Genomic DNA, 24,137 nt, shown 5'->3' with positions numbered 1-24,137 from the left:
GAAGTTACTTGTGCTGTTCCTTGAAATAATAAGGTTATGCGCGATCGCGGCCGCGGTTTCTCATGCCCGCAAGTCCAAGTAAGCCAAGCAGACCAAGCCATCCCCAATCGAAACCATCGTCGTCTGCGGCATTGGCTCGATAATTGTTTGTGCTAACTGTATTCCCGTTGTCGATGCGATTCATGTCCGTACCCATCGTGCGGTTTGTTGCGTTAATTCCTTTATTGACTTCGTGACGCATTTCATCGCCTGGCGTATTGTCCATCCTTGTCATATTGTCTGCAAAAGCAGGAACAGTGAGGAACATCATTAAGCATACTGCAAGGCTTAAAATCGCTAACCACTTCTTCATCTTCGTACCCCTCTTCAAGTTAGAATACAAGCTCGCTTATTTTCTAACAAGAACGCACCGATTATTCACAAAAGGGCAAGAAACAATAATATAACATTTATGCTACGACTAAAAAGCTTTATAAATCGAAAATACCGCTCATTGTCTGGTAAGGTCGTGAGCTTTACTCCGTCTAACAAACAAATGAAATTCAAGATGACCGTATCTTTATAGAAAGCCAGGCTATGCGCTCTGGCTTGGTTTTTCACCTATGCTTAATAGCTTAAAAGCCTCTTTAGGAATTCCCAATTCCTGAGTCTTGTTCTTTTTAATCACCATGGCCTGTTGTAAACTAGTGGCTTGAAATTCAATCGTGGTCCCAGACGGATCCTCAAATGCATAGTAACTTTTTTTATTCGACATTAATTTAGCGCCTCCCCTATTTTATAGATAGATTTTGCTCCTGACATCATCTTTTTAGCATTTAACCGTTAGCTAAAAATATGATGTCCATACATCCTGTTCATATACACAAATTAGGAATTGCTATAGGTACTAAGTTGATTATTCTGTAGAAGAACCAAAATCAGTAATCGTCAACTTGACCTCAAAGGTTACGGGGACCTGACTAAATACTTCATCCCAATTATCTTTAACACTTTTCCATTTATTAGGATATTTTATAGAGAGCACTTTCCCAAATCCAGCTACCTCCACTTTGTATTTCGACTGCATTTTCCGCATGACATGATCAATCATTGTTGTTAATCTTTTTTCAAAAACCTTCTCTGCTCCCTCTAAATATTCTAGCTTGGAAGGGTTTTCTTGCGTATCCCAATTTTCAATTAATCTCCCGGTTGATTCAATCGCAACGTGAAAGGAAATCGCATCACCTTGTAATTTGGCATTCGTTTTACTGTGCATGGATTTAATCTCATAGGTAATGCCTTTATTTCTCCAATCATAACTTTTGATTACGCCTCCTTGACCTGTCCCTTGAATCCAGGATAGGCTTTCCACATTTTCTTGATTCAAATCGCCAATCCACTTGCTAGTAGCCCCCTTAACAATTCCAGCACCTGAAAATTCTATTTCCCCTTTTGAAGAGACGATATTTTGCAGCAAAAAGCTTTGTTTGGAACGAAGCAATCCATCGATCCGAGTTAGATTGACCTCTTTCATGACCTTATTGGTTCTGAAGCTATTATTGATCATCGAGTTTATCCGAAAAGCAGGAACCTCTTCTGGTTGACTACTGATAAAGGTATCGTAAGCCCTCCCCTTGCTAAAAAACACCCGACAGCTTGGACGTATATCATTATCACGCAGCACAAAGTCCATTAATTGGTCCATCTGATGCTGCCCGGCCAATTTTGTAGAAACTACAATGACTTTAAGATGATGCCCAATGACTGGGCGCTCCCTTCTAGTTGAGTATTGGCGCATAATTTCAAATACAGAATCCCCTGTCAGGCGCAAATTTGAATACTTCAACAATTGCTTCTCGCTCGACTTTTCTTGCCGTTCGAACGATTTTATCGGAACAATTTGTATCGTAGCTGTCAATAGATTTTTTTTATAGTACGTTGCGCCTTCTCTTTCCAGATTGCGTTCAAGCTCAGGCCGTTCACCTACATCTAGTGCCAGACCTGCATAAACACTTAAATCCTCAATTTCTTTACTGCTCCAGCAGCCTTGCGTTAAGAAAAGGGAGAATAAGAGAAGTAAGGCAAGCAAATTTTTAAATTTATACATGATGATTCAACACCTTCTTTCTAAAGAGCAATATGACAGTAAGCAGGACCGGCACGAGAAAAAATAAAAAGATCCCCATTTTGCCTATCGTATCCCCTAGCTTAAAAATATCATTTATTCGCTCAGGAAGCATCGTAGTGATAAAGATAACGGGGATTAATCCAAAGATCACCGGGTGAATCTTTAGATGAAAAACCTGTGAAATTCCTAAAGAAGCATTGAAGTAAAAACTGGTGAAATTGCAAAACAACTGCATCATCCAAATGACCAAAAACGGAAACTCAAAACGCTCAAATATTAATCCCGTAATTTCAAAGCTTCGCAGAAGGTCGATGGTAGGCCAGGTACTATTCATCACCGAATCCATCGACATTCCTCCTATAACGACGATTACAGTCATCAGATATAGCACAAAAGGAACGCCTATTCCTGCAAATGTCGCTTTGACTGCCCGCTCTGGATGCTGCATATGTGCAACGAGAGTCATGATCACTTCACATCCTGTAAATATAAGCACAGTTGATTTCAGTCCCTTAAATACGGGGAGAATACCTTCACCCAAAACAGGACGTAAATTGTTGATATCAAACAATCGAATACTCAGGAAATACGAAAGCACCAGTATTAGAATACTGATCGGGAAAATAAGTTGAAAAACCCGTGCGATAGAATTAATTCCTCCAAAGCAAATATAGGTGCCCACCCAAATAAAGGGAATGACAATAGCCCAAATAGGGGTTCCTTCCAGCAAATAGTACATCGTGATCTCTGCAAATATCCTTACCTCGAAACCGGCAATAATGATGTAATAACCAATCAAGCAAACACCTAAAATTCCGCCAGGTATCGTGCCTACAATTCGTTTAGAATATTGATACACCGTATGATTAGGAAATTGCTGGCTTAATTTCACCATGACCATCGTTACCAAAATAACAATAAAACCGCCTAATAGCACAGAAAGCCAGACATCCGGTGTTTTTGCAGCTTCGATTACACCTCGGGGCAAGGTCAAGATACCAGCCCCCAGCACTGAATCCGTAATAAAGATCGATGTTTGTGTTGTGGTGATTTTATCGTCGTTGCGAATAAACACGTTTGCCCCTCCTCTCTAAGCCATCACTATCTTCGCTTTTTGTCTTGCGTCTTCATCATGTCTGGTCGTTTATTCATAAAGGGTAGTGGGGCTCGCAGAAATAAATCCTTCCAGTCATTAAGGCGAAACGGTGAGATCGGGGTCACATAAGGAACTCCAAAGCTTTTCAGCTTGCTTAAATGACCGCAAATGAACAAAATGAACAAAATGGTGCCAAACATCCCTAGAACTGCCGCGCACAACATGCCTGCAAAACGTAAAATGCGCAAGGTAATGCCTGCGCTATATACAGGTATCGAGAAAGAAGATATAGCCGTCACAGCCACTACGATTACCAAAAACGGACTGACAATTCCTGCCTGGACCGCGGCCTCGCCAATAATTAAACCGCCCACAATGCCCATTGCCGGTCCAATAGGCTTGGGCAATCGAATGCCCGCCTCACGTAATATTTCAATTGATATTTCCAGGATCAACACTTCTATTAATGAAGGAAAAGGGACACCCTGCCTGGTTTCAATGATCGTTACTGCAAGCTCTGTCGGGATTAAGCCCGGATGAAAGGATATGAATGAAATATATAAAGCTGGCGCCAAAAGTGCCAAGAACGCGGCGAAAAATCTTAGCATACGCAATAGAGTCCCTGGCAGCCAGCGATCATAATAATCCTCAGGCGATTGCAGCAGCATGCTGAACGTTACTGGAACAATTAGAGCAAAAGGAGTGCCATCCAATAGAATGGCTATTCTTCCTTCCAATAATCCGGTAATGACCCGATCCGGACGCTCTGTATTATGAGCTTGCTGAAACGGGCTTAGGTAATCATCCTCAATGAGTTGTTCAACATAACCAGATTCAGCGATGAAATCCATATTGATTTTTCCAACTCGATCTCTTACCTCCTGAAGCAGATCCGGATTAACAATTTCCTTCATGTAAGCAATAACCAGTTTCCTTTTAATTCGAGTTCCTACCTCGTACATATTTATTTCCAGATCTTCACTGTAGCCTTGTCTGCGCAGCATCGATGTATTCTCACTTAGCACCTCGGTAAATCCGATACGAGGACCGCGAAGCAAAGCTTCAGAGCTTGGTTCATTGATTGCCCTGGTCTTCATGCCTGACGAGCCAATAAGCAGGGCGTGAGGCATGCCTTCTATAAGCAAGGCCGTAAAACCTATCAGGATGGATTGATTTAAACCATGAAGCTCTGCAGCTTCATAGGTCTCGCAAATAGGCAGTACTTTATTTTGAAAATAAGAGGAGAATTCCAATGGATTTAATAAAAGGCTTCTGTCAGCCCTATCCTGCTTAACATCTTCCATCAAAATTTTCATTACATACTTACTGATCATTTCTTCATTCTGCATCCCATCTACATAAATGAGCGTAGCCCGAGCATGAAGTTCTGCTACCTGAAATTCACGAAAATGGATATCGCTATTGCTGCTAATGGCTTGTTTGATTGCATGCAAATTTTCTTCATAATCGTCAGATAGATTCGATTGATCTGCAGGCTGCTCGCCCTTTCTTGCTTTTTGGGCAGGAGCATTTTTTTTCTCAACCAATGACCGAAAATATTTATTCAGATAATAAAGCACAAGAGCAATAATCAGGCTTAGAATAGCCTGTGCACAAACTTTCCAATCAGGGAGGTGCGTTATTATAACAGACCACACGCTAGTCCATCCTTTCTTCAATAAAGCTCAATTTTAACTTGTCCCAATATTTTCTTTTCATGCACCCTTTTTCAGAAAATCAAAAAGCCCGATTTAGATCGCAGTTGACGATCTTAATCGGGCTAGCGTTCATTTTTTTGCAAATTCAGACTAATGGTTGATATCACATTTGTTTAAGATGAACGAGATTTGATTTTCAAGTCGGTTGATCGATTCCTGTGTTTCTTTGTCTTCTGCTTGCTGTTCACGAAGCGATTCGAGCTCCTGCTTGAGTTGATGCAGATCATCTCCCGCATTTGCACAATCATAATTACTCTCGAGGCTATTGAGCATGTTTTATCCCCCAATCCATTGGTAAGTGTACTTGAGTATTATGAGGAATTTCCATTCATTTATTCATTCCCCTCAGATTACACTAATCATTGACTGCAATAAATTATTGCGTTTTGAAAAATTCTCTTGCCTTAGCTGCATATTTAATTTGTTGCTCAGACAAGTCTTCCTCGTAGTAGACCGCCTCAACCGGACAAGCCGCTTCGCAAGCGCCACAGTCAATACATATATCAGGATTTATGAAATAAATTTCAATTATCAGTTCAGTCACACTTTTTACGGTTTCCTTTGTAGGTTGCTGTTCTGAAGCTCGCGCCGCAGCCGCAGGAGGCTTTCGCATTAGGGTTGTAGATCGTAAATCCGCCAGTCATGCCTTGATTTTGGTAGTCAATTTTGATCCCTTCTAAAAATTCGATGCTCCGTTTATCCCATACGATATTGAAGGTTTCAGTCGGCAATACCTCATCTTCTTCCGTCAACAGGTCGTCTAGTTTAATATTGTAAGATAATCCGCTGCATCCGCCGTCTTCAATACCTACTCGAAGAAACAGATCAGCAATATTTTTGTCCAAGATCATTTGATGGATAGCCGATTTGGCCTTTTCACTGATTTCTATCATCTCAGTCACTCCTCACTAAGTATCGTGATAACGAAGCTTGAATGGTTTGCGCTCGTTCATAGATCAACATACCCGGGAGGTTAGGCGGGGGATCCCCGCCTTCCAACAATAAAGCCCGAGCAGCTGCGATATATTTCTTGGCCATTTTAATTTCAGCCATTCCACCAATTGAAGTGGCGGCTTCATCTGATTGCTTGCTGATGTTTTTTTCCATTTGCCCGATTTTTCTTTCAAAATCTCTTATAGCTCGCATATTCTTTTTCAGTCGCTTTTTTAGTTTGCGATCAGCACCCGCTATTGGTGTAGAGATATAGCGGTAATGGCAGTACTGGTAAGGTAAACCAGGAAACAAGCCTTCAAAGGCCAAGCGTATACTATACTGGCCATCAAACACGATACCTACAATAGGAAATCCTAGTTTAATGACTGGCAAAATGAGAGCTTGAAGTTCCACAACCGTTCCGCTTTCCATATTTTTTGCAGCAATTACCGTGCCGCTAAATACTTCATATATGATGTAGAGCGTTTCGTTCCCCTTTTTTTGCTGCACAGCATGCATCGACAAAACAATGCCGCCATTGAGCTCAATCGTCACATGAAGAGCTGCAGTGAGTTCCCTTACCGCCATATGTGGCGTAAAGCACAACTCTCCTGCAAGGCTTAGCACATCCCCACCATAGGATGACTGTTTCATACCGAGCATTTCGGCTTCCGCTGATTTGTAGAAGATGCCTTTGTGTGAGCAAATCATATTTTTGCATGTGTAGGCTATACTCCATACTTCAACGACACCGTTTAACGTCGTAATTTCTTTGTGCCAAACCGTATGGGCACGCTGTAATTTCTTCTCACAATGCGGGCAAAAAGTAAATTCGGATCGAAAATATATTTTGCGATTTTCCTCTTGTCGATTTTTCGAAAGCAAGGCGAACACTCCTCAAAAGCTCTACCCCCATTGCTCAGCAGTTTAATCCTGCTAAAAGAAAACTAAATTCCCGGGTCAATATTATGGTTTTTCCGGAAAAAGTTTGTCGGATCTTATTGCTTCTTGATGGCGAGCAGCCTCTGGTAATTAGCTGCATAGGCATCTTTCGTTATTTGCTCATCGGCTCGAACGGTATTCAAATAAGACGACTTGCGAAGCGAATAGGGCAATAACGCCTCATAAACGGCTTCTATCCAATCGGTACACTTCTCCGCTTCCTCCATGGGAAAGTCGACATCCAAACAGAGCAGGAACGATGCATCACGAACAGCAAATGCGGTAGCATCGGAAGGTATGCGATTCATCCGGCCGTGACAGCTCCAGAATTGTACCAGTAAAGACGATCTTGGAGGGTTTTCCAGTTTGCTGAGCAGCGTATCAATGATTTCATCGTTCAATTCTTTAACAAAAAGTGACGTTCCATAAACGGGAACATTTTTCGGAGCTGCTAGGTCAAACCTACTCTGTAATTCAGTATACCTTTCTTCTTTCGTCGTACCCTTGCTCTCCTAGTAAAATGAGATTTCCATCAATGTTAGCTTCTAAGATGTTAAACATTGTACATCTCTCCTACCGTTTATTTGTTTTTCAGGCCTAAAGTTTGCAGACTTGCTCTATTTGCTTTTGGTTGCTGGTGTAATCCGCGTGCTGGCCAATAAACTCATGACGATTAACAAGAGATGAAAACCCATTGTTACCGTTAATGCAGCTTGCATCGACATCCCGGCAGCTTGACACACGACAAGGATGGAACCGCCTATCCCGATAACGACGCCTGGTGTAAAAGAATCTGCAAATTGTAGATTTGCCGAGGTTTTTCCAACCCCTTCTTCACCTGTTTGGGAAAAGGCTACAACGCCGCTAATCGGATGCGCCAAGCCAATTCCGATTCCCGCTATGATTTGTCCAATCACCGCTACGGTAACTGTTACAACTGGCACCCAAAATACGAAGGCAATCCCAATTGCAAGCAGCAGCACACCTAGAATAATTCTTGTATGACGTCCACGCCCCTGGTCTGCCGAGTCCCAACGTCCCTGCAGATAAGCAATGACACACCAACTCAGTGCTGCGCTCGCTACAATTAATCCAGCTTGAGAAGGCGTAATACCCTTCACATTTATTAGAGCCAATACCAAGAAATTCTGTGTACTGGCATATGCAGCGAAGAACAGCCCACGTGATGCTAGAATAGCCGGCATTCCTCTTCTCATAGCAAGAGTTCCCTTAGGGAGCAGTTTGCGCAGCGGATATACCATTAGCACTAAGCCGATAATCGTTAAAACAAACCCTGTAATGGTCGGCAGCATGCTAAGACCCACTAAGAGAATCCCCGTACCGATCGTTAATAGCAACGCCATCCATGTAGCTGCAGCCCCGTTGTCCCCTTGTGTTCCCTGTGTTTTCAGCTTCCTAAAAGCAGGCAGACTAAGCAGTGCTGAAACAATCAGAATCGGTAATATTCCCCAGAAAACAAACCGCCAAGACCACTGGTCTGCGATAAGGCCGGCGACGTATGGACCGAGCATAGATGGAAGAACATAGGCAGTACCGAATGCTCCAAGTATTTTCGCACGCAATTCATCGGGGTAACTTAAAGATATTGCCGTGTAAACACAAGTCATCATTGCACCGGCACCTAGGCCCTGCATGGCTCGCGCCAAAATCATCATATACATATCGCTTGCTGTCGCGGCAGCGATCAGCCCGACGATAAACAAAATAAGGGCGTAAGTGAACGGTGCTGCCGGCCCTTTTCTATCAATGATACGACCAACGACCAAGGTGCCAATAATCTGCGCAAGCAGATACGTACTGAATATCCAGCCAAAAAGGTCAATGCCGTTTAAGTCGCCAGCGATGGAAGGAGCAATCGTCGTTACCGAGAGTCCTTCGAATCCAACCGCCATCACAGACAGGATAATACCTATAGTCAATGCAAAATAACGCGGGCTGAAAATACTTTGATGATTAGACATTAAAATGAACCTCCAAATAAAATAGTTATGTATACACCGTATCCGGATACTTAGTAAACATTTTTCTTTACAAAGTATACGGTACAGTTCACCTTTGACTTTGTCAACATTTATATTTAAAATGTAAGGAGCGATGTAGATCCAGTTGCTTAATAAGGAGGGCATCATGAGCCGAAATCAAACCAATAAAGATTCCTCAACCAGAACCCGAAGAGCGATCATTGATCTGCTAAAGCAGCAGGGCGGGATGGACGTGATGGCGCTAGCCTCCGAATTTTCGCTCTCTGGAATGGCGATTCGCCAGCACTTAAATGCCCTGAAAGAAGAAGGATTTGTTACTCATGAAGAACAAGCCCGCCCCATGGGCCGGCCGACCAAGCTATGGAGATTAACTCCCGAAGCTAATAAATTTTTTCCAAGCGGTTATTCGGAGTTGTCCGTCAGTTTGATCCATTCGATGAGAGAAGCCTTCGGAAACGAGGGGTTAGACAAGCTGCTTGCTGTCCGGGATAAGAAGATGCAAGTGCAATATCTTCAGCACATTGGTGACGCATCGAGCATACGGGGAAAACTAGAGAAACTGGCCGAGATTCGAACAAATGAAGGTTACATGGCTGAGATTCAGGATCAAGACGATGGAAGCTACCTGTTCATTGAGAAGCATTGTCCGATTTGTGAGGCTGCTGTTGTCTGTACCGGGTTATGTAAAAATGAGCTGCATTTATTTCGAGTTATTCTTGGGGAGCAGACGCTTATCGAACGGGTGGAGCATATTTTGGTGGGAGGCAGAAACTGTGTCTACAGGGTGAGGGAAGGCGTATAAGCCTAGTTCTGCCTATTGCCCTTTAGATCCCTTAAAAAATAAGACCCTTAAAGAGGGCCGCTTCACTCACCAAGCGGCCGTTCTTAAGGGTCTTTATTTCATATTCAAGCTATTTTTTTGAACGTTTCTTGGAAGCTGCTTTAGACTGCTTCGTGCGTCTCGCACTCGAAACCATAACATTTTTCTCCGTTTGCGTGAAATGCTGCTTATAAACTGGACAACAATGATGCTGCTTCACTGTTTCAATATTTTGAACGACATTCACGAGCTGTGGGTGATAGTAGTTCTCGTATTGTACAATGGGAGGATCATAGATCGTCTGCGTTGGACAATCGGGACAAAAGTTCATGTCATTCATACCGCCTACATTACCCATATTGCCTATAGTACCCATATTATAGTAATTATTTCTGTTCAAAATAATTATCCCCTTCCGGTTTTGGAATACACGTTATTGTATTCACAGGAAGGAAATGCGGCCTGTACGTTTGACATGGAAGGCAATGGCCCTCACTGTTTCCGCGGCTTGGAGGGCGGGATCACAGCCCAAAACTTGATTTGTTACGGCGCTCATAAGAAAAAACAATCATTGACACGCCTAAAATCGCGCAAAGCATATACATAACGGAATAAGAGAAAATATCCGCTACTGGCCCCATAATGACCCCACCGAGCGAAACGCCCAAATCCGCCGTAGCAATAAATAAGCCAATGAATACATTGCGATTCAATTGCGGCAAAACAAAAGTTAAATACGTCGTTAATGTTGGATAGAGCAGTGCTTGAGCGATCCCCATCAAGCCTGCGCCAGCATAGAAAAAGACGGCTCCGCCCATTGCAGAAAAGCTGACACATAACGCTGCTGCAGCTAGCATCAGCATAATGACCATGACAAAAGCAGAATGCCATTTGCCATCCGAAGGAATTTTCTTTCGTAATGCAAAGCGGGCCACTACTACGGCTCCCGCCTGCAGCATGAGATAAATCGCCGCATTTCCTCCTTCGATTTGTGCAGCATATAGCGGTATGAAGGTGGTCACCGCCCCAAATACAAGGGAAGCAATCAGCATCAGCACACTGCATTTGAACAAATGCGGGTTTTTGAATAACTGGCCAAACGACTCGGACATCGTACTGCCCTGCCCTTTCTGACCTGTATCAGCCTCGGCCGCTTGTTTGTCCATTTTGGCGCTGTAGCCTACAATCCCTGTAAGGATAGCAATCGCGATCATAGCCACTGTGAAATGGTTCATATTTCCTGCTTGCCAAATGCCTAAAGCCAATAAGGGACCGATTATACCCGGCATAGAAGCACATAAGGAATACATGGAAATCCCCTGTGAACGGTCCTTTTCTGGCAGTGCATCAATAATGCCCAATTGCAAAGCCATGGAGAAAAAGGCTGTACATACACCTTGCAGCATACGGGCGACGAAATACCCCGCGAGTCCCGTAAACGTGTATAGAATTAAAGCAAAGCCATTTATAATAAGAATCGTGCGCAGCACACGGATGGGGCCGTACTTTTGAATCATTTTGCCCGCCCATGGCCGAAAAAACATCGTTGTAAATAAATACGACCCCATAATGATACCGATCGTTGTATTGGTGGCGCCAAGCGATTCACCCTTTAAAGGAATAATGACATTTAGTATGGAGTTCGCGCTGAAATACAACAGGGTCAACATATATAAACGCATAAAAGGCCATGATAGAGCTCCTCTCACCTCTCCTGCTCCTCCCTCTATTCTCCTTGTGACCGTTTCCGAGACTGACTGACCTTGCTGGTATCGTTACGTAATGATCATCTGCAGCAATTTCCTTGCATACGCAGACTGGACGTCTTTTAAATGCTCGATTTTGACCATTTCTTCAATTTCGCCGTTTTTAATAATCAATACTCTATCGCAAATATAAGCGGCAGCCAGAATATCATGGGTGATGAAAATATAGGCCATATTGTAAATTTCCCTCAAGCTTTTTAACAATTCCAGCACCTGCATTTGCACGGAACCATCCAAAGAGCTGATTGCTTCGTCTAATAAAATACATTTTGGCTCTGTTGCAACCGCCCTTGCTATGCACACTCGTTGAGCCTCCCCGCCCGATAACTCATGCGGATATTTTTTTCGATAGGATGGACTGAGGCCCACCTGATGCAAGAGCAGATCAATCTTGCCTTGAGCCTCCTGATGATCTCTGCTTTGCTGCTTCAAAGGCTCCATCAGCGCCTGCTCTACTGTATAAAAGGGATTAATGGAGGAGGAATAGTCCTGAAATACAGCGCTAATCTGCCCCTGTCTTGCTTTTCGATCCTCTACTTTGTTGCCCTCAAATAAAATACTTCCGCTATCGGGCTTTTCAAGCCCCAATAATAATCGCCCCAATGTCGATTTGCCGCTCCCGCTTTCCCCGATTATGCCCAAGCATTCGCCCTGCCCGCATTCGAAGCTCATGTTTGTCAGCACCTGCTGTGTTTCTCTAGAAAACAAGCCGCCTTTTATGTAGGATTTATAAACACGGTCAACGCTGAGCAAGGCTAACGCCTCCCATCATTAATCGCTTGAAATGATCATTCAGCGCTTGCTTCGAGGATACTAAATATCGGGTATATTCGTGCGCAGATTCCGAGAAAATAGCCTGCTTCGTCCCTCGATCCACGATTTCCCCTTCTTTCATGACCAGAACGTCATCCGCTATTTTTCGAACGATGCCCAAATCATGAGAAATAAAAATCATCGAGCAGCCCATGTTCTCCCGCAATTGCATAAATTGTTCAACGACCTCATATTGCGAGATGGTATCTAGTGCCGTCGTCGGCTCATCAGCGATAACAATAGCTGGTTCTAGCACCAGAGTGAGCGCAATCATTATCCGCTGCAGCATGCCGCCAGACAGCTGGTGCGGATACATATTCATAACCGCGACCGGGTCTTTCAGCATTACGCTTTCCATAGAGCGTTTCATATTAGCCGTTATTTCTTCGCGGCCCCAACCGAAATGACAGGCCAGCGTTTCCCTTAAATGAACGCCGACCACGCAAGAAGGATCAAAGGCGCGCATGCCATTTTGCAAAATCACGCCTAGCTGCTTTCCTCGTTTTTTCCTCATTTCTTTTTCCGGAAGCTCGCTTAGATTGACTCCGTTAAACAAAATGTCCCCCGATTGGCGGATACCAGGCTTGTTTAATCTCATGATGGCTCTGCATGTCAGCGACTTCCCGCTTCCGCTTTCTCCGACTATGGCCAGGCAGCTGCCCTGTTTGACGTGAAAGGAACTACCAGGCACAATGACTTGACCCGTCTGACTGTCCCAAATTTTTAAATTCGTCACTTCCAAAATAGCCATAAAATCAAGCCACCTCCTTCCCTTGAAGCCTCGCAGCGGCAGCGGCTCCCTGTCCTTGCAGCTTATATTTGGAGGCCAATAATTTAGGATCTAAAGCAACCTGGAGCGCATCTGACAAAAAGTTAATCGCCGATACGACAACAATAATGGTTAAACCGGGCGCGAGCATAAACTCCGGCTTTGAGAACATAACTTCTCTTGCCTCATTCAACATCATGCCCCATTCCGCGTTCGGGGCTTGAATGCCTAAACCGAGAAACGAAAATCCTGATAATTGCAAAATCATGGAACCAAAGGAGCTGCTTGCTATAACCGCAATGTCCGGAAGCGCTACAGGAACCATATGCTTCGCTATAATTTTGATATCGCTAATACCGAGCACCTTGGAAAACTTCACATAGTCGGATTCCGCATATTGCATCACAGACGTTCTAATGATTCGAGCAAACCAAGCCCATTTCATCAATACGAAAGCGATCAAAATATTTTCAAGACCTACTCCCAAAATGCCGATCACAGCCAGTGTCATGACATATCCCGGGAAAGAGAGCATGACATCGCAAATTCTCATCACAATCGTATCGGTTATCCCTCTAAAGTAGCCCGCTATAAAGCCAAGAATCGCCCCAATCCCTACAGATACGGCAAGTGCAGCAAGCACCCAAAGGACGCTGGGACGGATTCCAAAAATTAATCTCGATAAAATGCAGCGGCCCAGATGGTCGTTTCCTAACAAATACTCCCACGAGGAAGCAGCATATCGCAGCTCCATATGCACTTCTTCGGGATCATGGGGCGCAAATAAAGGGGCGAATACTCCAGCAACAATGGTAACGACAAGAGTAGCTAAAGATGCAGCGGCCAGCTTATCACTCCATAGAAATTGTAATCTCTTCATTTAGTGGCCCTTCCTTAATTTAGGGTTCATCGCCGCATTCATAATGTCAGAAACGGTGTTGAACAGAACAAAAGCGATTGCGAGTACAAGGACATACGCCTGAATGATTGGAAAGTCCCTGCTAAGAATGGATTTAACACTCAGCGTTCCTAAACCCGGCCAGGCAAATATATTTTCCACGACGACCGTACTGCCTAAAATAATCGGGATCGCCATGCAAAATACAGAAATAGCCACCTGCAATGAATTTCTTAATATATGCAGCGTTATTTTCTGCTCTGGCAAGCCGCTCGCCCTGCCATACAGCACGTAGTCTTCATTCATATTGCTTAACATGGAGCTTCTAATCATTCGAAAATAAATGCCGGTATAGCTGATCGTGATGACAATGACCGGCAAAATATAGCTTTCGTACGAGTCCATCCCACTAGTCGGCAGCAAATCCAATTGCACGGAAAAATACCAAACCATAAGCGCCGCGAGCCAATAAGGCGGCATAGAGGTCAGAAAAAAGGAGACGCCTCTAATCGACTTGTCCGTCATTTTCCCTTCTCTACGTGCACTAATTACTCCTAAGCCAATGGACAGCGCAATAATGGCAGCCGCTGAAACCAACGTCAGCTTTAACGTATTTAGAAAAGCGGGAGCAAGCAAGGACCATACGGTTTTGCCAGTCACATAAGAGTTCCCGAAATCGAGCTGCAGGCATGATACGAGCCAGTGCAGATAACGAATGAGAAAGGGCCGATCCATCCCAAGCGCTGCCTTCGTTTCTGCTATTAATTCATCTGTAATGGTCGGCACGCCCTGCGCATGTAATATAACCTCGGCCGGATCTAAAGGAGAAAGATGGTTCAAGCCAAACGTTAAAAAGGATATGATCACAAGCAACGGAATCGAAAGGAGTGACCGTTTGATAATATAGCTGATCATAGCAAGCTCCTTGTTTTGATTATCTATTCAAAATACATTTGCTCAAAGGGCAGTTCAAATTGCGTTTGCTTAAATGAGATACCCTGCAGGTCTGTTGGAGCAACAATCGTAACGCTGCCATTGGTAAGAGGAATAAAGACCGCCTCATCATGGACAATGGTTAAAATGTCTGCATACAACGATTTCCGTTTTTCCTCATCCATCGTGATCATCACTTCATCGATTTTTTTGTACAATTCATCCGCTTTGGAAATGCCGCTTGTTGTGTGATAATAAGCAGACTCGGAAGTAAACGCAGAGATTGTGCTCTGTGGATCATAGGCGAGCCCCCATGTTTGATTGAACAGCAAATCATAGTCTCCCGTTGCTCTTCTATTGGCAATGGAAGAAGATTCTTCGCCGAAAAGCTCCAGCTGGACTCCTACCATTTTCAAGGTGCTTTGAATGAATTCGGCCTCGGTTTTTTGAGAAGAGGAGCTGACATCATAATAAAGCTTCATCGCGAGTGGCTTGCCGTCCTTCGTTCTGACCTCGCTGCCAGCGCCCAGCTTCCAACCTGCTTTCTCCAACAGCTGCTTCGCTGTATCCAAGTCAAAGCCACGCTGCTTTAGCTCGACATTGGCATAATTGACGTTGGGGGAAAATAACGTATTGGCTGCTGTTTCCGTGCCGCTAAAAATTTGCTTGCTGATCGTTTCTCTGTCAATCGAATACCAAATCGCTTCACGAACAGCCGTTTCATGGGCGGGACTATCCGATTTACTGCTATTGGCAACGATCATCTTCGTATTCATCGCTTTACTTCTAATAAGCTGAAAGTCGCCCGAATCCATCAACTGATTCATCGCATCAACATCAATGCTGTCGGAGCCGCGATCATCGGTAAATATAAAGTTGACCTCTCCCTTTTGCAGCGCCAAAAATGTCGTCTCCCCTGCCGGAAGCACTTTCGCGGTAATTTTATTCAGCTTTGGCGCGCCGCCCCAATAGTTTTCATTCGCTTCGAAGGTGGCATACTGATCGGTTTTCTGTTCCATTAGCTTATACGGCCCCGTGCCATTATGGCCACTAACACCATCTTTGGTTTCCCCATTAACGAAGTCCTTAGGAGAGATAAATACATAAGGCCTAGTCATCGATAATTCAAGCAAAGCCGGGTAATAGGGCTCTGACAGCACCAATTCAAACGTATGCTCATCAAGTACGTTAACACTCACAATTTTCGTTGAAAGCTTGATCCAGGCATGCTTGCCAGCGTTGCTTTGCACCGCTTCTATATTCTTCTTAACAGCCTCGGCGTTAAAGGGCTCGCCATCGTGGAACTTCACATCTTTTCTCAAATGAAAGGTGTAAACTTTGCCATCCTCAGATACGTCCCAGGATTCGGCAAGCAACGGCTTAATGCCCTCCTCCGTATTTTCAACTAATGATTCATACACCATCCCTTGCGCTGGCAATGAGCCTGGATACAGATGGGGGTTCATATCATTAATATCTTTTGCTGTGGCATACACCAGTTCCTTGCCTGCATCGGCTGCTCCTGTTTTCGCAGCATTTCCGCCACTGCAGCCTGCCAATAAAACAATTGAAACGATCAAAGCAGATAATAAAACAGCTATTTTTCTTGTCATGTCATATCCTCCTGTATAAGTGCGCACTACAGATCATCTTCAAATCCTCTTCAAAGCTTTGTACAACAAAGGCATCCGATATTTTCTCGCCCTTAAGTGCCTGTGCAGCTTCCGTGATTTTATTCTCGTAGGCCGTTATGAATGTATCAATGGTCGGGCAGCTTGAGCCTACAAATCTCGCAATGCCCTGGATGATTTTTATCCGATAATAATCCTCCTTGGGCATGCGTGGAATATCCCAATATTGCTCTTGGTTGATAAAGATTTGACGAATGGGGACGGCGGAGAAATCGAAATATTTCCCCTCTTGATCAGGCTCCGAGAATGGGTCGATCAACAGCGACGTGTAGCGTATGTACAATAAGTACTCTTGATGAATGGTCTCCAACTCATTAAAATGATCGATATCATGACGCGATAAGCTCTCTAATCTTACCGGATAATTGTCATCGGTCATGAACTTCAGCAGATTTACGCCCTGCAAATTCAGCTTTTCAATGACATTCGTCATCTCTTTCCACCCGGCCAGCATATCGCGAATTAAATATTGCGTTATAGGTCCTTCGGGAAACATTTTATAGACATATTTCTTAACAGCTGAATATTCAAATATGGCATTCAGTGAAAATGGATTCATAAACAACGGCGGATGGACATAGAGAGAAATATTTCTCGTTTCCGCCTCGATCGGACTGCCCATAACCTCCAGCATAATGCCCAATCGTTCAAATAAGGCACAGAGCCGCTCGACATTTGGCGACGTTTCGTTCGAGGAGCCAATAAACACCTTTTTCTTAACCGCTGTCGTCAAAACTTGGGTTGAAGGCTCGCCGTTCATCCACCGTGTATCGCCGAGATAGGTAGAAAAACTAATAATGTCCACATTTGGCTGTATACCGTTCATATAATGGCGTACTAGACTGTTTGAACCGAAGGTGGGAGAAATTAATAGAATGCACCTTGCTTGCTTGAGCAGTTGATCACTAAGCTGCTTCAAAACCTCCATATACGCATCGGTAGTGACAGACAAAATCAGCGTATCCCATTGCCTTGTTATGGCCCCATATCCCTGAAAAACATGATCGATTATACAATTGCCTTCCATCGGCCGATGCTTTTTATTTTGAACGTTGACCTCCACTTGATTCTGGCTTTGCTCAAGCGCCGTGAAAAAACGTTCGGAACGAACCGATTCTCTCCCCACAATGCCGATGCAGCTGTTCCAATTATTTTTCAGCAGGACAGCAAGTTGAATGGACGCTGGCCCCGTGCCTACGATTAAGACTCGTTTGAAATGACTCATATAAGCCTCCTTAATATTCACGCTTGTACAAAGCAATATCAAACACTTGCTTAGGACGCAATATCGTATCCACCAGCCTCCATTTTTCTTCATTCACCGCTTGCATGGGGTAATTGAATAAGGATTTCAGCTGATCGCCATATCTCATCGCCACGACCACTTGCTCATTCGTTAAGGCATGCAATTGCTCAAGCAGCTCATATTTATTGGAAACCGTTGAGCTGAAAATAATATGGGTCACATCCTTGATGATATCAAGCTGCTCCACAAACGCCTTCTCCAAGCGAATGTTTAATCCGCTTCCTAAACGATGTACCACCCTTCGTCCTAGCTCGATGGCCTCCTCATCAATATCAATGCCAACAACTTGGGCGCCCGTGCGCTTGGCGATAAATAAGGGCGTCATAGGAAACGAGCCTGAGCCAACCAACAATACGATGGAATCCGCAGTGACTTGAAAGCTTCCAAATTCTTGTTCAATACAGGACTCTATATTTTTAAAATAATCGGTTTTGTCCGTTTCCCCAGCAAGCAGCTTCAAGGCGCGATATTTTTCCATAATAGCGACGCATAACGAAGACATCTTCCTTAGGTTGTCGAGAAGCTGAGGAAGCTCGCTTCCGGCTTGCTGCGCCATGGTTTCCCACGATGCGTTGTTACTCTCATCTAGGATGAAAGCTGAATAGTCATCGATGACCCGCTCCAGCTCCGAGCTATTATGAGATGTGCCGTCATATCGCTTTACTAAATCGGTAAACCGATCTCGAAACAAGGTCAAGCTTTGTTCAAATGTTGTTAATTGATTCATTCGCTTCTCCCCCATACCCATTATTCGTTATACAGAAATAAATGCTTTGCCTTGTGCCACGATTCCAACAGACCCCTCAATCATCAAGCTTGTTACCTCATCCTTATAGCAATCAGCCGTTACTTGAATCGTGCCACCGGGCTGCTTAACCTGCGCAGCAATAGCGCCTTTATTTTTCCATGACAGGTATGCGCCAAGTGAAGCCGTGCCTGATCCGCAGCCTCTTTCCCAAATCATGCTGTCTAAGGGAGGCACATAAATGAGCGGCGCCATTTCATTAGACTCGGGCTTAAACAATAATATGCCGATCAAGCTCGATCCAAACGTGATGCCCAGCAGCTTGGCTAATGATTGTGCTCTTTCCTTCTCGGCACTATTGAATTGCTCTACTTCAATGACAATATGAAAAAAATCATCGTACCTTACAATGACAAGGTTTAAATCATTACCTTCATATACAACGGTCTGCTGCTCGATTTTTCGAGGCATTGGCATCGCTACTTGGCAAAAATACTCTTCCTTGCTTTTTTTCACTTGGCAGGTGACCAATTGATCGGTTCCCGAAGCTTCTAACACGATTTCCATTAAATCGTTCTGTTCGATCCCTTTCTCAGAAGCGATAAAAGCAGCCAGCGCCATACAAGCATTGCCGCAAAACTCACCTCCCGCCATTTGCAAATAGGCAGCCGCTTCGTGTTTTATCGGCTGTTCGATGAAGCCTACTTGTTCAGCATAAACACTGTCATAAGACATCATTTTTGAAGCAATGTGCTTGTACTCGGAAGCGGAATGATTGGTTTTCACAAGAATGGTCATATTTTGCGTGGGGTTTAACTTTACAAAATCGATTTCCCGTTTCATCACAACTACCCTCTAATTCAATTTTTTGATCCCGCGTTCCTTTTGCTTTGCCGCTATTTAATAGTAATGATTACTATTAATATTCGAGATCATCATAACCATAATTTGGAGCACTGTCAATGATGAAAATAGGCAGCTTGTGCTCGGACTAGCAGGCTTCCAAAAGAAACGATCAAAAAAACCCGCCAAAAGCCTTGATTTCACAAGGCCTTTGGCGGGCTTTTAAATTCTCAATGCTTCCTAGCCTTGCGGCACTATGACCTCTTTCCGCGTCCGATTGACCATGTAAATGCCAAGAGATACGAACAGCAGCGCCACGAGATTTTTAAACTCCATAATCTGTTCACCGAGAAACCATGCAGACAGCAATGTCCCGAACACGGGAATCAGAAAGTTGTAAACAGACACCTGTCCGACTTTGTTATACTTCAGCAGCAGATTCCATAGACAGAAAGCAGCCGAGGACAGCAGCGCCAAATAAATAAGATTGCCCGCCGAGTCCGGTGTAAAATGAGTTACACGGCCCCCAAGTACGAGTCCCAGCAAGGTTAGGGCCAGCCCGCCAATTAACAGGCTAAAGCCCGTGACCAGCAAAACATCAATGGTGGCGGTCAGCTTTTTGGCATAAATGGCAGTGATGGAGAAGATGAGGGCCGCCAGGATGACGAATCCCTCCCCTTTAAAGGCAAAGGAGAACTCCAGCAAATCTGTATGGAAATTCACAATGATAACACCGATAAACCCAAGCAGGCAGCCGAAAATTTTATTTTTGCCCAGCTTGTCATTTTTATAGAGATAATGCGCCAATATGACGCTGAAAAAGGTCGTCGTAGCATTCATAATGGAGCCTTTGACGCCTGTCGTATTGCCTACGCCCACATAAAAAAATAGATATTGGAGACCTGTCTGCATGAGGCCTAGAACAAGCAAACTTGTCATCTGTTTTTTGGATAAAGCCAGCACCTTCTTGCCCGTTGCCCGGAATAGCAATAGCAGCACCAGCCCTGCAAGCACAAAGCGATAGCCGGCAAATACATATTTTGAAGCAATGTCCTCTGGCATAATGTCAAAGGCGAGATAGCCCAGTTTAATAGACGGATAAGCACTCCCCCATAATAAGCAGCACAACGTTGCGATTAGCGCTACAAATTTCGGATCACTATACCGGCTTCGATTGTTTTGTTCCTTTTGTTCCACTTGTTCCATTTGTTCCTTCACAGTAAACCTTCTCCTCATCCTTCATATCCCAAGCGGCTGCTCCCGCAATCCTCCTTCAACGACCATATCATAATTCGACACTGCTTGTAACGAAAAAAACGAATAAGCCCGGAAAACCCCCTTGTAAAATCAAGGTTGTTTTCCGGGCTGTTCGCCGAATCGTTCTCCTTATTCCTAAAACAAAAGCAATTGTTTATTGGACTTCAAGCATGTCCTCTTATTTGGATGGCCAGTTTCCATACCATGCATAGCCTGTTCTTCTTTCTTGTTCGATGTCACTGAGCTTGTACTTCACAACACCATCACGCCCCACAAAGATCGGTTTGTTGGTGTTAATCTCGTAGAAACGTGCCCAGATTGGCGTTTTCACACTGGAATCGCTGATTACAACGACATCATTGCTCGTTTTCTCCACGCGGATTCCCGTAATCTGCACCGCCTTGAACCAGTCTTCAGCGCCTTTAATTGCTGCCGCGATTTTCGCAGTGGACGTTCTCGTCTTCAGAAACTTCACAATGTTTACGCTCTCTTGGGCAGTGAGGGACGGCACTTCATAAATTCTCGCCGCGGCCGGCTTCAATGTGCTGGAATCATGCTGCTGGCCCCATGCTGTCAATTTGCCGCTAACTGTAACCTGCGTGTTCAAAATGCAGTCTACCCCTTTATCCACCGCTTGCTTGCTTTTGCCAGCCAGAGTGCTGTCGATAAAGGAGAAATCGCCTTTTTTGCTTGCGACCTCATCTAGTAAAATCAACACATTAATCATCGCATTATCATTGTAGGTAATATGTTTATGATAGCCGGAGCTTTGATACACTTGCGGAAATCCGCCATTAGCATATTGCATATTGATCAGGAATTGAATGCCCTTGATTGCCGCTGCGGAATATTTGCTGTCCTTCGTTTTCTGATATTCGCTAGCGAGCCTTCGAATTTCCGAATAAGTTGCCTTATTGTCGATTGTAGACTTGGACCACTCGCCACTAGTTTCAGAGTAGTCCTTTCTCCAGCCTCCATCCGCTTGCTGGTTTTTCAAAACATTTGATAGGCTTGCTGTGGTACCCGAAGCATCTGCCGCCATAACCGTTGTAAGCGGTTGCAAGATTACGGCTGGAGCTGAGAGAAGCAAGGTAAAAGCTAAAGCTACGGATACTGTACTTTTTTTCATCGAACAAATTCCCCTTTCAAATTTTCAAATAGTTGTAAAATATGATGTATATTTACCTCTTCATTTTAATCAGTGTCCGGTTGTTTGTCAATAATGCCCTTGTAAAAAATTGTATCTTTATGTAGAAAGTTGTCTACCCCTGTCGTTTTTCTAAGTCGGTAAGCTGCGCAATTTAAAAGCAACACAAGCTGAACTGCGACAGTGAGCATAGCCGAGTCACTGCTCACTGTCACGGTTTTCTGAAATATGGAGCCCTCCATGCGGAGCGCTAAGAAAGGTTACAGTAAGTGAACATTTCCTTAGTCGATCTACTCTTTTGATGCAATGCCTTGAACTCTCACGTTTACAGTGTGGATGGACAATCCTGTAAGCGTTTCAATGGCTTCTCTTACATTTTGCTGCAAATCGCTGCATACATCCTGCATTTTGACACCGTAATGAACAATGATTTTCAAGTCGATTTCCAGCCTTGCTTCTACAATTTTGAGCTCAATGCCGTTTTGCAGGCTTTTCCCACTTACCTTTTTGGTGATGCCTTCTACCACACCTGTCGCCATGGCGGCGATACCGCTGGTGGCGCTTGCCGCTCTGCCAACTATTTTAGATATGGCATCATGGGATATATTAATTTTTCCTAGCACATTTTGAATGAACATTCCGTTCTCTCCTTTCTATATAAGCAAGCTTTTCAATATCCTGCCCTTCACGGCCTTGGATTGATAGGATTAAAAATAATATGATATAAAAATATATCACTTAATAACATTTTAAATCATTACAATTGAGATTTCAACTAATCTAGGTCGCATAGCTTAACTATACCGTCAAAGCCTACAAAAATTGGCTTGTTGCTGCTTGGATGTTCTCGTTTTCAAAAAATTCATGTAGAATAATGTCTATTGATGGCATCATAAGGCATTCGCTGATTAGAGGCTGTTTATCACTTGCACATTAAACCTTTAGCGCTTCCTCTATGCTTTCCTCCAGCATTTTTGTGGCAATGGTCAAAAAATCCGCCTGACTAATTTTAAGTTGTCCGAAGCGCAAGCTATACCCCCAGTTGCTCGTTCCACTAGTAAACGTCAAGTCCTCCAGCAGACCCGAGATCTTTACATTGTGGCAGGGCAGGAAGCAAACGTCCCTCCGAAAAGGAATGAATGTTTCCGACATTTGGTGCGAATACACCTGATTATCGATTAGCTGCCCTATTGCGGTAAACGCCTGCAGCGCTTCTCCTCCGTTCATCTCCGTACGCGGCGAATAATAAATGAGCCAATCTCCAGCGCGCATCCGCTTCAGCGCAGCTTCCTTGCCGTGGCAAAGCTGGGCGAAGCCCCCTTCCACACCAATTCGCACATGGGCCTCCGATACGACGCCAATCCAATAACGGCGCTGCTCCAGCGGACCGCACGCTCCTACGACTAAACCATCCTCCTCCATCGTTAACGCAAGCTGTGCTAGTCGCTCGCGGCGTCCACTTTCGGTCATTTCTTCGAGCTTCCTCATTATCGCCCTCGTATCGTATGCATCATTTCTTATCATACATGCTCTCTCTCCTTTGCACTTTGTAAAACTAACTATACAAAAACACTACTGACAACTTAATGTCAGTAGTGTTGATCGTCTTTTCAAACCCATCCCATTTCCGAAAAAGCTGCTGTCTTTCAAATATTCTGAAGCATTTCAGCTCTAAAACCCTGGAGCCTGAACATGTACGCTTGGAGCTCATTCGAAGAATCAATCAATTACAGGATATGTACAGCTAAAATTGAAATCTCGCATGACCGCCGTCTGCTATGCCTTCAATGCGCTCCAGCGCAAGCAGCCTGCGCTTCATCGCAAGTCCTCCGCGAAAGCCTGTCAGCTTGCGGTCAGCCCCGACAATTCGGTGGCAGGGCAGCAAAATCGGAATCGGGTTCGCGCCATTCGCAGCACCGACAGCCCGTACTGCCTGAGGCCTTCCGATGGCTGCTGCAATATCGCCATAGGTTCGCGTCTCGCCGTAAGGTACTTGACCAAGCGCCGTCCAAACTTGCTGCTGAAAGGTCGTCCCGATTAAATCGAGCGGTATTTCCGCAAACGAGCTGCGTTCCCCGGCAAAATAACGCTCCAGCCCATCCACAATGCCGATTCGTCTAATCGCCTCCGCATCTTCCCGCGACTCCTTGCCGGGCGCTGCTTTGTTCATCCAAACGCGCCAGCTTTCCAAATCCTCATGCGGAAATATAATTCGGCAGAGCCCAAGCTCTGTTGCAAGCAATATCCACCTTCGGCCCTCAAGCTCGAGTGCCATCCACATCATATCCGTTCTCACTAGCACGCTTCCTTTCCTATCCCTGTTATGAAAAAGAAACCCACAGCCTACACG

The 24,137-nt window shown here is 44.4% G+C and carries 27 protein-coding genes; 1 reads left to right on the top strand and 26 read right to left on the bottom strand.

The window, feature by feature from the left end:
• Positions 1–34: 34 nt before the first annotated feature.
• From MHB80_RS10375 to MHB80_RS10325, 11 genes are all read right to left on the bottom strand, one after another.
• Positions 35–352 (bottom strand): WGxxGxxG family protein, encoded by a 318-nt coding sequence (locus MHB80_RS10375; RefSeq protein ID WP_341282062.1) that lies wholly within the window; start codon positions 350–352, stop codon positions 35–37.
• Positions 353–574: 222 nt separating this feature from the next.
• Positions 575–754 (bottom strand): hypothetical protein, encoded by a 180-nt coding sequence (locus MHB80_RS10370; protein WP_341282061.1) that lies wholly within the window; start codon positions 752–754, stop codon positions 575–577.
• Positions 755–895: 141 nt separating this feature from the next.
• On the bottom strand, positions 896–2,086 hold the full coding sequence (locus tag MHB80_RS10365) for a Ger(x)C family spore germination protein (protein WP_341282060.1): 1,191 nt from the start codon (positions 2,084–2,086) through the stop codon (positions 896–898).
• Positions 2,079–3,182, bottom strand: coding sequence for a GerAB/ArcD/ProY family transporter (locus MHB80_RS10360; protein ID WP_341282059.1), 1,104 nt, complete (start codon positions 3,180–3,182; stop codon positions 2,079–2,081). Before MHB80_RS10360 ends, MHB80_RS10365 begins: the two co-directional genes overlap by 8 nt.
• 26 nt (positions 3,183–3,208) lie before the next feature.
• Positions 3,209–4,861 carry a spore germination protein gene (locus MHB80_RS10355; RefSeq protein ID WP_341282058.1) on the bottom strand — a complete coding sequence of 551 codons (1,653 nt, stop codon included), beginning with the start codon at positions 4,859–4,861 and terminating at the stop codon, positions 3,209–3,211.
• Positions 4,862–5,011: 150 nt separating this feature from the next.
• Positions 5,012–5,194 carry a DUF2524 domain-containing protein gene (locus tag MHB80_RS10350; RefSeq protein WP_341282057.1) on the bottom strand — a complete coding sequence of 61 codons (183 nt, stop codon included), beginning with the start codon at positions 5,192–5,194 and terminating at the stop codon, positions 5,012–5,014.
• A 103-nt stretch (positions 5,195–5,297) separates the two neighbouring features.
• On the bottom strand, positions 5,298–5,534 hold the full coding sequence (locus MHB80_RS10345; protein WP_341282056.1) for a ferredoxin family protein: 237 nt from the start codon (positions 5,532–5,534) through the stop codon (positions 5,298–5,300).
• Positions 5,458–5,814 (bottom strand): iron-sulfur cluster assembly accessory protein, encoded by a 357-nt coding sequence (locus tag MHB80_RS10340; RefSeq protein ID WP_341282055.1) that lies wholly within the window; start codon positions 5,812–5,814, stop codon positions 5,458–5,460. The genes MHB80_RS10345 and MHB80_RS10340 overlap by 77 nt, the downstream gene beginning before the upstream one ends.
• Position 5,815: 1 nt before the next feature.
• Entirely contained in the window at positions 5,816–6,739 is a 924-nt protein-coding gene (locus MHB80_RS10335; RefSeq protein ID WP_341282054.1) for a transposase, read from the bottom strand.
• Positions 6,740–6,852: 113 nt separating this feature from the next.
• A complete protein-coding gene (locus MHB80_RS10330) occupies positions 6,853–7,104 on the bottom strand; it encodes a hypothetical protein (RefSeq protein ID WP_341282053.1) in 252 nt (83 codons plus the stop codon).
• 309 nt (positions 7,105–7,413) lie between these two features.
• Positions 7,414–8,778: an MFS transporter gene (locus tag MHB80_RS10325; RefSeq protein ID WP_341282052.1), complete on the bottom strand. Its 1,365-nt coding sequence runs from the start codon at positions 8,776–8,778 to the stop codon at positions 7,414–7,416.
• A 166-nt stretch (positions 8,779–8,944) separates the two neighbouring features.
• On the opposite strand from MHB80_RS10325, the gene MHB80_RS10320 reads away from it, so the two are divergent.
• Positions 8,945–9,601, top strand: coding sequence for a metalloregulator ArsR/SmtB family transcription factor (locus MHB80_RS10320; protein ID WP_341282051.1), 657 nt, complete (start codon positions 8,945–8,947; stop codon positions 9,599–9,601).
• A 109-nt stretch (positions 9,602–9,710) separates the two neighbouring features.
• Here the strand turns inward: MHB80_RS10320 and MHB80_RS10315 are convergent, their stop codons facing one another.
• The 15 genes from MHB80_RS10315 to MHB80_RS10245 form a co-directional block, all read right to left on the bottom strand.
• Positions 9,711–10,019 carry a hypothetical protein gene (locus MHB80_RS10315; protein WP_341282050.1) on the bottom strand — a complete coding sequence of 103 codons (309 nt, stop codon included), beginning with the start codon at positions 10,017–10,019 and terminating at the stop codon, positions 9,711–9,713.
• A gap of 121 nt (positions 10,020–10,140) precedes the next feature.
• Positions 10,141–11,328 carry an MFS transporter gene (locus MHB80_RS10310; protein WP_341282049.1) on the bottom strand — a complete coding sequence of 396 codons (1,188 nt, stop codon included), beginning with the start codon at positions 11,326–11,328 and terminating at the stop codon, positions 10,141–10,143.
• 66 nt (positions 11,329–11,394) lie between these two features.
• Positions 11,395–12,138: an ABC transporter ATP-binding protein gene (locus MHB80_RS10305; protein WP_341282048.1), complete on the bottom strand. Its 744-nt coding sequence runs from the start codon at positions 12,136–12,138 to the stop codon at positions 11,395–11,397.
• Positions 12,125–12,949: an ABC transporter ATP-binding protein gene (locus MHB80_RS10300; RefSeq protein ID WP_341282047.1), complete on the bottom strand. Its 825-nt coding sequence runs from the start codon at positions 12,947–12,949 to the stop codon at positions 12,125–12,127. The genes MHB80_RS10305 and MHB80_RS10300 overlap by 14 nt, the downstream gene beginning before the upstream one ends.
• Before the next feature lie 4 nt (positions 12,950–12,953).
• Complete coding sequence (gene opp1C, locus MHB80_RS10295; RefSeq protein ID WP_341282046.1) at positions 12,954–13,847, bottom strand: nickel/cobalt ABC transporter permease; 894 nt, start codon at positions 13,845–13,847, stop codon at positions 12,954–12,956.
• Positions 13,848–14,780: a nickel/cobalt ABC transporter permease gene (gene opp1B, locus MHB80_RS10290; RefSeq protein WP_341282045.1), complete on the bottom strand. Its 933-nt coding sequence runs from the start codon at positions 14,778–14,780 to the stop codon at positions 13,848–13,850. It abuts the gene before it with no gap.
• Between the two features lie 23 nt (positions 14,781–14,803).
• Positions 14,804–16,411 (bottom strand): nickel ABC transporter substrate-binding protein, encoded by a 1,608-nt coding sequence (gene nikA, locus MHB80_RS10285; protein ID WP_341282044.1) that lies wholly within the window; start codon positions 16,409–16,411, stop codon positions 14,804–14,806.
• Position 16,412: 1 nt separating this feature from the next.
• Entirely contained in the window at positions 16,413–17,714 is a 1,302-nt protein-coding gene (locus MHB80_RS10280; RefSeq protein WP_341282043.1) for an opine metallophore biosynthesis dehydrogenase, read from the bottom strand.
• Positions 17,715–17,724: 10 nt separating this feature from the next.
• Positions 17,725–18,522, bottom strand: a complete 798-nt coding sequence (locus MHB80_RS10275; protein WP_341282042.1) for a methyltransferase domain-containing protein — start codon at positions 18,520–18,522, stop codon at positions 17,725–17,727.
• Between the two features lie 27 nt (positions 18,523–18,549).
• Positions 18,550–19,383: a diaminopimelate epimerase gene (locus MHB80_RS10270; RefSeq protein ID WP_341282041.1), complete on the bottom strand. Its 834-nt coding sequence runs from the start codon at positions 19,381–19,383 to the stop codon at positions 18,550–18,552.
• Positions 19,384–19,623: 240 nt separating this feature from the next.
• The gene (locus MHB80_RS10265) at positions 19,624–20,601 is read right to left on the bottom strand and encodes a DMT family transporter (protein ID WP_341282040.1); all 978 of its coding nucleotides are present in this window, start codon (positions 20,599–20,601) and stop codon (positions 19,624–19,626) included.
• Between the two features lie 217 nt (positions 20,602–20,818).
• Positions 20,819–21,769, bottom strand: coding sequence for a pectate lyase (pelA, locus tag MHB80_RS10260; RefSeq protein ID WP_341282039.1), 951 nt, complete (start codon positions 21,767–21,769; stop codon positions 20,819–20,821).
• 308 nt (positions 21,770–22,077) lie between these two features.
• Positions 22,078–22,425 (bottom strand): Asp23/Gls24 family envelope stress response protein, encoded by a 348-nt coding sequence (locus MHB80_RS10255; protein WP_341282038.1) that lies wholly within the window; start codon positions 22,423–22,425, stop codon positions 22,078–22,080.
• A 295-nt stretch (positions 22,426–22,720) separates the two neighbouring features.
• On the bottom strand, positions 22,721–23,311 hold the full coding sequence (locus MHB80_RS10250) for an EVE domain-containing protein (RefSeq protein WP_341282037.1): 591 nt from the start codon (positions 23,309–23,311) through the stop codon (positions 22,721–22,723).
• Between the two features lie 220 nt (positions 23,312–23,531).
• Positions 23,532–24,083: a methylated-DNA--[protein]-cysteine S-methyltransferase gene (locus MHB80_RS10245; RefSeq protein WP_341282036.1), complete on the bottom strand. Its 552-nt coding sequence runs from the start codon at positions 24,081–24,083 to the stop codon at positions 23,532–23,534.
• Between the last annotated feature and the right edge of the window lie 54 nt (positions 24,084–24,137).

The organism is Paenibacillus sp. FSL H8-0537, from assembly GCF_038051995.1.
Taxonomy (GTDB): domain Bacteria; phylum Bacillota; class Bacilli; order Paenibacillales; family Paenibacillaceae; genus Pristimantibacillus.
This window is presented reverse-complemented; position numbering and strand designations above follow the sequence as displayed.

What these genes read in the sequence shown, in the direction of transcription:
- opp1B (WP_341282045.1), bottom strand. Translation starts at nt 14,780, where the DNA reads ATGATCAGCTATATTATCAAACGGTCACTCCTTTCGATTCCGTTGCTT.
- opp1C (WP_341282046.1), bottom strand. Translation starts at nt 13,847, where the DNA reads ATGAAGAGATTACAATTTCTATGGAGTGATAAGCTGGCCGCTGCATCT.
- MHB80_RS10270 (WP_341282041.1), bottom strand. Translation starts at nt 19,383, where the DNA reads ATGAAACGGGAAATCGATTTTGTAAAGTTAAACCCCACGCAAAATATG.
- MHB80_RS10280 (WP_341282043.1), bottom strand. Translation starts at nt 17,714, where the DNA reads ATGAGTCATTTCAAACGAGTCTTAATCGTAGGCACGGGGCCAGCGTCC.
- MHB80_RS10365 (WP_341282060.1), bottom strand. Translation starts at nt 2,086, where the DNA reads ATGTATAAATTTAAAAATTTGCTTGCCTTACTTCTCTTATTCTCCCTT.
- MHB80_RS10255 (WP_341282038.1), bottom strand. Translation starts at nt 22,425, where the DNA reads ATGTTCATTCAAAATGTGCTAGGAAAAATTAATATATCCCATGATGCC.
- MHB80_RS10375 (WP_341282062.1), bottom strand. Translation starts at nt 352, where the DNA reads ATGAAGAAGTGGTTAGCGATTTTAAGCCTTGCAGTATGCTTAATGATG.
- MHB80_RS10345 (WP_341282056.1), bottom strand. Translation starts at nt 5,534, where the DNA reads ATGCGAAAGCCTCCTGCGGCTGCGGCGCGAGCTTCAGAACAGCAACCT.
- MHB80_RS10370 (WP_341282061.1), bottom strand. Translation starts at nt 754, where the DNA reads ATGTCGAATAAAAAAAGTTACTATGCATTTGAGGATCCGTCTGGGACC.
- MHB80_RS10320 (WP_341282051.1), top strand. Translation starts at nt 8,945, where the DNA reads ATGAGCCGAAATCAAACCAATAAAGATTCCTCAACCAGAACCCGAAGA.
- MHB80_RS10340 (WP_341282055.1), bottom strand. Translation starts at nt 5,814, where the DNA reads ATGATAGAAATCAGTGAAAAGGCCAAATCGGCTATCCATCAAATGATC.
- MHB80_RS10275 (WP_341282042.1), bottom strand. Translation starts at nt 18,522, where the DNA reads ATGAATCAATTAACAACATTTGAACAAAGCTTGACCTTGTTTCGAGAT.
- MHB80_RS10300 (WP_341282047.1), bottom strand. Translation starts at nt 12,949, where the DNA reads ATGGCTATTTTGGAAGTGACGAATTTAAAAATTTGGGACAGTCAGACG.
- nikA (WP_341282044.1), bottom strand. Translation starts at nt 16,411, where the DNA reads ATGACAAGAAAAATAGCTGTTTTATTATCTGCTTTGATCGTTTCAATT.
- MHB80_RS10350 (WP_341282057.1), bottom strand. Translation starts at nt 5,194, where the DNA reads ATGCTCAATAGCCTCGAGAGTAATTATGATTGTGCAAATGCGGGAGAT.
- MHB80_RS10250 (WP_341282037.1), bottom strand. Translation starts at nt 23,311, where the DNA reads ATGATAAGAAATGATGCATACGATACGAGGGCGATAATGAGGAAGCTC.
- MHB80_RS10330 (WP_341282053.1), bottom strand. Translation starts at nt 7,104, where the DNA reads ATGAATCGCATACCTTCCGATGCTACCGCATTTGCTGTTCGTGATGCA.
- pelA (WP_341282039.1), bottom strand. Translation starts at nt 21,769, where the DNA reads ATGAAAAAAAGTACAGTATCCGTAGCTTTAGCTTTTACCTTGCTTCTC.
- MHB80_RS10325 (WP_341282052.1), bottom strand. Translation starts at nt 8,778, where the DNA reads ATGTCTAATCATCAAAGTATTTTCAGCCCGCGTTATTTTGCATTGACT.